Here is a 6513-nt window from a genome sequence, read left to right as displayed (position 1 = left end):
GTGCGGAGACAGCGGGGCGGGGTGCGGGGTTCCGGTCAGTGGACCTTGCCGAGGAACGTCCGCGTCCGGTCATGGCGAGGGTTGCCGAGCACCTCTGCCGGGTGGCCGGACTCGACGACCACTCCGCCGTCCATGAACACGAGCGAGTCCCCGACCTCCCGCGCGAAGCCCATCTCGTGCGTGACCACGATCATCGTCATGCCGTCCTGCGCAAGGCCGCGCATCACATCGAGGACCTCACCCACCAGCTCGGGGTCGAGCGCGGACGTGGGCTCGTCGAACAGCATCAGCTCGGGCCGCATCGCCAACGCCCGTGCGATGGCCACACGTTGCTGCTGACCGCCGGAGAGCTGCGCCGGGTACGCGTCCGCGCGCTCGGCGAGCCCCACCCGGGCGAGCAGGGCCCGTGCCCGTTCGCGCGCCTCCGCCTTGGACTCCTTACGGACCTGGACGGGTGCCTCCATGACGTTCTCCAGGGCCGTCATGTGCGGGAACAGGTTGAAGCGCTGGAACACCATCCCGATCCCGCGCCGCTGACGGGCTATCCCCGTGTCCGACAGCTCATGGACCCGGCCGCCCCGCTCCTCGTAACCGATCAGTTCATCGCGTACGTACAACCGGCCCGCGTCGATGGTCTCCAGGCGGTTGATACAGCGCAGGAAGGTCGACTTGCCCGAGCCGGACGGGCCGATCAGGCACATCACCTCGCCCGCGTCGACGGTCAGGTCGATGCCCTTGAGCACCTCCGTACGGCCGAAGCTCTTGTGCACGCCCTCGGCGCGCACCACCGGCGCTGCGGTTGTCGTCATCGGTCCTCCGAGGGTGCGGTCGTGGTGGTCCCGGACGCGGGCGTCTTGCTCAGCGCCGGCGAGGACGAGTGCGCGGGCGCGGGCTTGCGTGTGGCGAGGCCGGTGCGCAGGCGTTGCAGGGGCGTGGGCGGAAGGTCACGGCTTGCGCCGCGCCCGTACCTGCGCTCCAGGTAGTACTGGCCGACGCTCAGCACCGACACCGTCAGCAGGTACCAGGCGCAGGCCACGGTGAGCAGCGGTATCTGCTGGAAGTTGCGCGAGTAGATGGCCTGGATGGAGGTGAGGAGTTCGGGCACGGCGATCACGGAGACCAGCGAGGTGGTCTTCAGCATCGAGATCACCTGGTTGCCGGTGGGCGGGATGATGATGCGCAGCGCCTGCGGCAGCACGATGCGCCGCAGCGTCTGGCGTCGCGTCATACCGAGCGCGTTCGCCGCCTCCGACTGGCCCTCGTCCACGGAGGCGATGCCGGAACGGACGATCTCCGCCATGTACGCCGCCTCGTGCAGACCGAGCCCGAGCAGCGCGGCCGTGGTCTGCGTGACCAGCTGGTTGGTCTCGAACTCGACAAACGTCGGCCCCCACGGCACCCCGATCCCGACCTGCGGCACGATCGCGGCGAGGAAGTACCAGAACAGCAGCTGGACCAGGAGCGGCGTACCCCGGAACGTCCATATGTAGACCCAACTCAGCCGCGACAGCAGCGGGTTGTCCGACCTGCGCATCACGGCGAGCAGCACGCCGCCGACCACACCGATGGCCATGGCCGCGGCCGTCAGCCAGAGCGTGGTGACCAGGCCTTCGAGGACGACGGGGGCGAAGAGGTGGTCACCGACCGTGGACCACTGCATCCGTTCGTTGCCGGCCCAGCCCTGGATCAGGAAGACCACGAGGAACGCGAGCACCGCCGAGGCGATCCAGCGGCCGGGGCGACGCAGCGGCACCGCGTCGATCTCGCCGCGGCCGCTCGCGCTCGCCTTGACCACCCGTGTGACGGGGAGAGTGGACTCGCTCATTCCGACCCACCGCTCGTGGCGCTCTCACCGTTCACCGTGGCACGGTCCACGGCGCCGGACTCGACGTTCCAGCGCTTGAGGATCTTCCCGTACGCGCCGTTGTCGATCACCTTCTGCAGTGCCTGCCGCACCGCGTCGACCAGGTCCTTGTCCTGCTTGTTCACGAGGATTCCGTACGGCAGGAAGTTGTACGGCTCACCGACCTGGCTCAGCTGGCCCTTCGACTGCTCCGCCTGGTACGCGACGGTGGGGGTGCCGCCGACGAACGCGTTGGCTCGGCCCGTCGACAGGGCCTGGAAGCAGCCCACGGAGTCGGGGAAGACCAGAGTCTTCGCGGCGGGCTTGCCCGCGGCCTTGCACTTCTTCGCCTGCGCCTCCACGTCCTCGACCTGGGCCGTGCCCTTCTCGACCGCTGCGGTTCTGCCGCACAGGTCCCCGAGCGACTTGACCGCGCTCGCGTCCTTCTGCTGTACGAGCATGGAGCTGCTGGTCTTGAAGTAGTCGACGAACGTGACGTGTTGGCGGCGTTCCGGCTTGTCCAGCATGGCCTGGATCGCCAGGTCGTAGCGCCGCGACTGGACGCCTCCGATGATGCTGTCGAAGCTGGCCGTGGAGAACTTCACCTTCACGCCCAGGACTTGGCCGATGGCCCGCATCAGTTCGGGCTCCACGCCGACGAGGGTCTTGTTGTCGGACGCCAGGGAGACGAGCGGCGGGTAGTCGTCGCCCTCCGCGACGACGAGTTCGCCCGAGTCCCTGACCTTCTTCGGCAGCAGCGCGGCGAGCTTCGCATCCTTGTGCTGCGCGGCGGGTGCGGCTCCGTCGGCGGCGGGGCCCGTACGGTCGGCGCCGGCCGAGGGGGTGCCGCCGCACGCGGTGAGCAGCGACAGCAGTCCGGCCAGCGCCACACCGGCGACTGCGGCGCGCTGGGTCCGTCGGGCGCGCGCTCCCGGGAGCCGTGTATCCATGGCAGTGCCTTTCCTGGGTCCGCCGAACCTGATTCCGGCCGGTCAATGCCGCTCAATCTGCGCCAGCCACAGCGGCAGCACAAGATGAGCCACAATGAACATTGCCGCACAGGTTGTTCAGTTGAACTGTTGCTCAAGCCTTGTGCCGCTACGCCTCCCACCTGCGAGGAATGTTCAAGAACCGGATGAAGCCCCGATCCCGTGCCGGATGATCCGGAGCACGTCTCTGGCGGCGCTCCACCGGCGGTTGTTAAGTTCTGCTGATGCTGACACCGACGCAGTTGCAGGCGATCCGCGATGTGGTCGCCACCGGTTCACTGCGCGACGCCGCCCGCCGCCTCGGCTACTCCCCCTCCGCGGTCTCACAACAGATCGCCTCGGTGGAACGCACCCTCGGCGTGCCCCTCTTCGAACGCTCCCCGCGCAGCGTCCGCCCGACCGCCGCGGGCGCCCAACTCGCCCGCCGCGCCGCCCGGTTGCTCGCCGATCTGGAGGCCGCCGAGGACGAGATGCGGTCCTTCGCCGCGGCCGAACGCGGGCGGCTCCACCTCGGCAGCTTCTGGTCAGCGGGCTTCCGTCTGATGCCGGCCGTCCTCACCGACTTCCTGCGTGACCGCCCCCATGTCGACGTGCGCTACGAGGAGGGCGACCCACCCGTCACCCTGCCCGCCGTCGCCGAGGGCCGACTCGACCTGGCCGTGATCTTCGAGTACGGCACGGTCCCCCGCAACGACCCCCCGGACCTGGAACGGACGCTGATCCTCGAGGAACCGCTGTACGTCCTCGTGCCCAAGCGGCACCGCCTCGCCCGCCGCAGACGCATCCAGGTCGGCGACCTCTCCGGCGAACGCTGGATCTGCTACCGCGAGGACACCGACGCCGCCCGCTCCCTCTTCCACATCTGCGCCGAGGGCGGCTTCCGTCCCGAGGTCATCTTCCGCACCAACGACTACAACCTCCCCTTCGAACTCGTACGGAACGGCCTCGGCGTCGCCATCGTCCCCGAGCTGGCCCTCAGCAAGTCGGACGACGTCCACCTGATCCGGCTCGCCAACCCCACCCACGTACGCCGCGTGTTCGCGGTCCGCCGCGCGGGCGACCCGAACCCGTTCCTGGACCAGGCGGTCGCGGTACTGCGGGCCGCGGCCGCTGGGATCGAGCAACAGGTCTCACTGGACGGAGACCTCCCTACGGCGGTGTAGGTACTCGCCCCGATACTCCTGGTTGCCCCGGCACTCCCGGTGCTCCTGGTACTCCTGGTACTCCTGGATGTCCGCAAGGTCTCCGAGCCAGATCCGCTCCGGGGACGAGCCGCAACCACGTGGAGAGACCGATGACTGTTCGCCGTGTCATGCCCGTCATCCCTTCCGAGGCAGTGGAGGAAAGCCGCGACTTCTACGGCCTGTTGGGCTTCGAGGAGGTCATGAACCTCGGCTGGATCGCGACGCTGGCCTCCCCCACCGTCCCGGCGGCGCAGGTCAGCCTGATGACCGCCGACAAGACCGCTCCCGTCACCCCCTACATGAGCGTCGAGGTGGACGACGTGGACGCGGTCCACGCCGCCGTGCAGGCCGCCGGCGCGGAGATCGTCCACCCTCTCCAGGACGAGGAGTGGGGCGTACGCCGCTTCTTCGTACGCGACCCCAACGGTCAGGTGATCAACGTACTGAGCCACCGCTGAGGCGGGCCTTGGGCCAGAGGGAGACGCCCCCTAGGAGATCGCCCGCAGTCCGCCGCCGAGTCTCCGGCCACGGTGGCGGAGCTGCTCGACCGCTTCGGCGGTGCTCTCGTCCGCCGGTATGTACACGATCAACTGCTGGGCGTCCGCGGAGACTTCGAGTGCTTCGCGGCGCAGGCTCAGTTCACCGGCCGAGGGGTGGTTCAGCCTCAGCACGCCGCGCTTCGGCAGCACGTGCTGGTTGAGGCGGCTCGTGAAGTCTGGGCCGGCGACGGGGGCGAGCTCCGAGGTCAGCCATTCGGCGTTCTCCACTGACGGGCCGAGCCAAAGGTCGAAGGCCTGCTCGTCCGCGATGTCGTCCCACTCGGCGAAGAACGTCCGGGCGCGAGGGTCGGTGAACACATAGCGGGTCAGGTTCGGGCTCTCCGTATCGAGCAGCCCGGTCCCGGCGGTCACCGACTCGTACGTGCTGGTGTAGGCCAGCACGTCCCCGAGCCGGTTCGTCACCAGTGCCATGCCGGGCTCCAGAAGGCTCAAGGTGTCCCGGATCGACGACCGCACTTCTCGGCGCGCGGGTGCGGGTGCGGGCCTTGTGTGCGAGACACACTCGCCGCCGCTGATCTTCGCCAGGTACCGCAGGTGGTTGCGCTCCGCGGTGTCCAGGCTCAGCGCGTCCGCGAGCGCGTTGACCACGGCGACCGAAGGGTTGCGGTCCCGGCCCTGCTCGATCCGCGTCAGGTACTCGACGCTGATCCCGGCCCGTGAAGCGAGGTCGAGGCGTCGCAGTCCCGGCGAACGGCGTCGGCCACGGTCCGGCAACCCCAGCGACTCGGGCTGGGTGCTGTCGCGCTTGGTCCGGACGAAGTCCCCCAGTGGTGTCCCCATGTTGCTGAGCATAAGACTCCCTTCGAACGTCGATGAGGGGCTCAGGGTGCCCCTGCGGGGGCCACCCTGGACACGGTCTGGCTACCGCCGCGGCGCGGGCCGATCGTGAGGGGCATGGACAACAACAAGCACAAGCTCGTAGTGATCGTCGGCAGCGTTCGTGACGGACGTTTCGGCCCCGTGGTCGGCTCCTGGGTCGCCGAACAGGCAGGCCTGCACGGTGGGTTCGAGGTGGAGGTCGTGGATCTCGCCGACATCGAGATTCCGCTCGCCCTGCCCGCCGCCTCACCCAAGTACGCCGGCGAAAGCTACCCCCGCCCGGCCGGGATGGCGGCACTGACCTCGGCCCTGGAGAGCGCTGACGCGTTCGTCATCGTCACGCCCGAGTACAACCACAGCTACCCGGCCTCCCTGAAGGCCGCCATCGACTGGCACTTCACCCAGTGGACGGCCAAGCCCGTCGCCTTCGTCAGCTACGGGGGAGCGGCCGGTGGTCGGCACGCGGTGCTGCACCTGGAGAACGTCCTCACCGAACTCCACGCCGTGACCATCCGCGACGGTCTCGCCTTCCCGAACTACTTCACCGCCTGGGAGGACGGCCACCCCATGGACTCCGACGCGCCTCAGTACGCCAAGACCCTTCTTGAGCAGTTGGCCTGGTGGGCCCGTGCACTCCACTCGGCGCGCGCGGCCGAGCCGTACCCGGCGTAGGGCGACTACGGCGACACCCTCTCGGCGCGGGCACCGTCGCCTCCCTGTACTCAGCCATGACTGCGACTGAGCCAGCGCAATAGGCCACGCCTCGCGGGTCGTTCACCCAGGTCGGCCCCACGGCGGCGGACACGGCGGTCTCCGTGGCCGCCGTGATCGATCCCGTCGCCGTGACCACGTCCGTCGCCTTGATCTCGCCCGACTCCGTGATCACGCCCGACTCCGTGATCTCGTCCGTCGACGGGATCTCGTCCGTCGACGAGAACCGCCCCATGGCCGTGCTCAACTCCCTTGCGATGATGCCTAGTTCGCCGAGTACGCGTCGTCCCGCGTGGGCGTTGCGCTGCCGACGCGGACGGCGACTCGGTTCCGCACCGCGTGCCGCACTCAGCAGCGACGGCGGCGGCCTGGGCGGGGACCAGGTCGGGGACCAGGGCGCGGGGGAC

Annotated in this window: 8 protein-coding genes; 4 read left to right on the top strand and 4 right to left on the bottom strand. The window is 69.2% G+C overall.

What is annotated here, in order from left to right:
* Positions 1 to 35: 35 nt before the first annotated feature.
* Genes GUY60_RS32185 through GUY60_RS32175 form a run of 3 tightly spaced genes read right to left on the bottom strand, consistent with a single transcriptional unit; the run spans position 36 to position 2793 of the window.
* Complete coding sequence (locus GUY60_RS32185) at positions 36 to 809, bottom strand: amino acid ABC transporter ATP-binding protein (protein WP_161704319.1); 774 nt, start codon at positions 807 to 809, stop codon at positions 36 to 38.
* The gene (locus GUY60_RS32180) at positions 806 to 1825 is read right to left on the bottom strand and encodes an amino acid ABC transporter permease (protein WP_161704317.1); all 1020 of its coding nucleotides are present in this window, start codon (positions 1823 to 1825) and stop codon (positions 806 to 808) included. Before GUY60_RS32180 ends, GUY60_RS32185 begins: the two co-directional genes overlap by 4 nt.
* Positions 1822 to 2793, bottom strand: a complete 972-nt coding sequence (locus GUY60_RS32175; RefSeq protein ID WP_161704315.1) for an ABC transporter substrate-binding protein — start codon at positions 2791 to 2793, stop codon at positions 1822 to 1824. Before GUY60_RS32175 ends, GUY60_RS32180 begins: the two co-directional genes overlap by 4 nt.
* 263 nt (positions 2794 to 3056) lie before the next feature.
* Here GUY60_RS32175 and GUY60_RS32170 point away from each other — a divergent pair, with 263 nt between their 5' ends.
* Together GUY60_RS32170 and GUY60_RS32165 are read left to right on the top strand one after the other, a co-directional pair.
* Complete coding sequence (locus tag GUY60_RS32170; protein WP_161704313.1) at positions 3057 to 3995, top strand: LysR family transcriptional regulator; 939 nt, start codon at positions 3057 to 3059, stop codon at positions 3993 to 3995.
* A gap of 131 nt (positions 3996 to 4126) precedes the next feature.
* Complete coding sequence (locus tag GUY60_RS32165; RefSeq protein WP_161704311.1) at positions 4127 to 4474, top strand: VOC family protein; 348 nt, start codon at positions 4127 to 4129, stop codon at positions 4472 to 4474.
* A gap of 30 nt (positions 4475 to 4504) precedes the next feature.
* On the opposite strand, the gene GUY60_RS32160 is transcribed toward GUY60_RS32165, so the two are convergent.
* Complete coding sequence (locus tag GUY60_RS32160; RefSeq protein ID WP_161704309.1) at positions 4505 to 5356, bottom strand: helix-turn-helix domain-containing protein; 852 nt, start codon at positions 5354 to 5356, stop codon at positions 4505 to 4507.
* Positions 5357 to 5470: 114 nt separating this feature from the next.
* Here GUY60_RS32160 and GUY60_RS32155 point away from each other — a divergent pair, with 114 nt between their 5' ends.
* Together GUY60_RS32155 and GUY60_RS32150 are read left to right on the top strand one after the other, a co-directional pair.
* On the top strand, positions 5471 to 6067 hold the full coding sequence (locus GUY60_RS32155) for an NADPH-dependent FMN reductase (RefSeq protein WP_161704307.1): 597 nt from the start codon (positions 5471 to 5473) through the stop codon (positions 6065 to 6067).
* Positions 6068 to 6210: 143 nt separating this feature from the next.
* Positions 6211 to 6513, top strand: a 303-nt coding sequence (locus GUY60_RS32150; protein ID WP_161704305.1) for a hypothetical protein, incomplete at its 3' end; no start/stop codon positions are given.

The organism is Streptomyces boluensis (assembly GCF_009908195.1).
GTDB classification, from domain to species: Bacteria; Actinomycetota; Actinomycetes; order Streptomycetales; family Streptomycetaceae; genus Streptomyces; species Streptomyces boluensis.
The sequence above is the reverse complement of the archived record's forward strand: the minus strand, read 5'-3'. Positions and strand labels throughout refer to the sequence as shown.

Bases quoted from the DNA above. Each gene is read 5' to 3' on its own strand.
- GUY60_RS32185 (WP_161704319.1), bottom strand. From the start codon at position 809: ATGACGACAACCGCAGCGCCGGTGGTGCGCGCCGAGGGCGTGCACAAG.
- GUY60_RS32180 (WP_161704317.1), bottom strand. From the start codon at position 1,825: ATGAGCGAGTCCACTCTCCCCGTCACACGGGTGGTCAAGGCGAGCGCG.
- GUY60_RS32175 (WP_161704315.1), bottom strand. From the start codon at position 2,793: ATGGATACACGGCTCCCGGGAGCGCGCGCCCGACGGACCCAGCGCGCC.
- GUY60_RS32170 (WP_161704313.1), top strand. From the start codon at position 3,057: ATGCTGACACCGACGCAGTTGCAGGCGATCCGCGATGTGGTCGCCACC.
- GUY60_RS32165 (WP_161704311.1), top strand. From the start codon at position 4,127: ATGACTGTTCGCCGTGTCATGCCCGTCATCCCTTCCGAGGCAGTGGAG.
- GUY60_RS32160 (WP_161704309.1), bottom strand. From the start codon at position 5,356: ATGGGGACACCACTGGGGGACTTCGTCCGGACCAAGCGCGACAGCACC.
- GUY60_RS32155 (WP_161704307.1), top strand. From the start codon at position 5,471: ATGGACAACAACAAGCACAAGCTCGTAGTGATCGTCGGCAGCGTTCGT.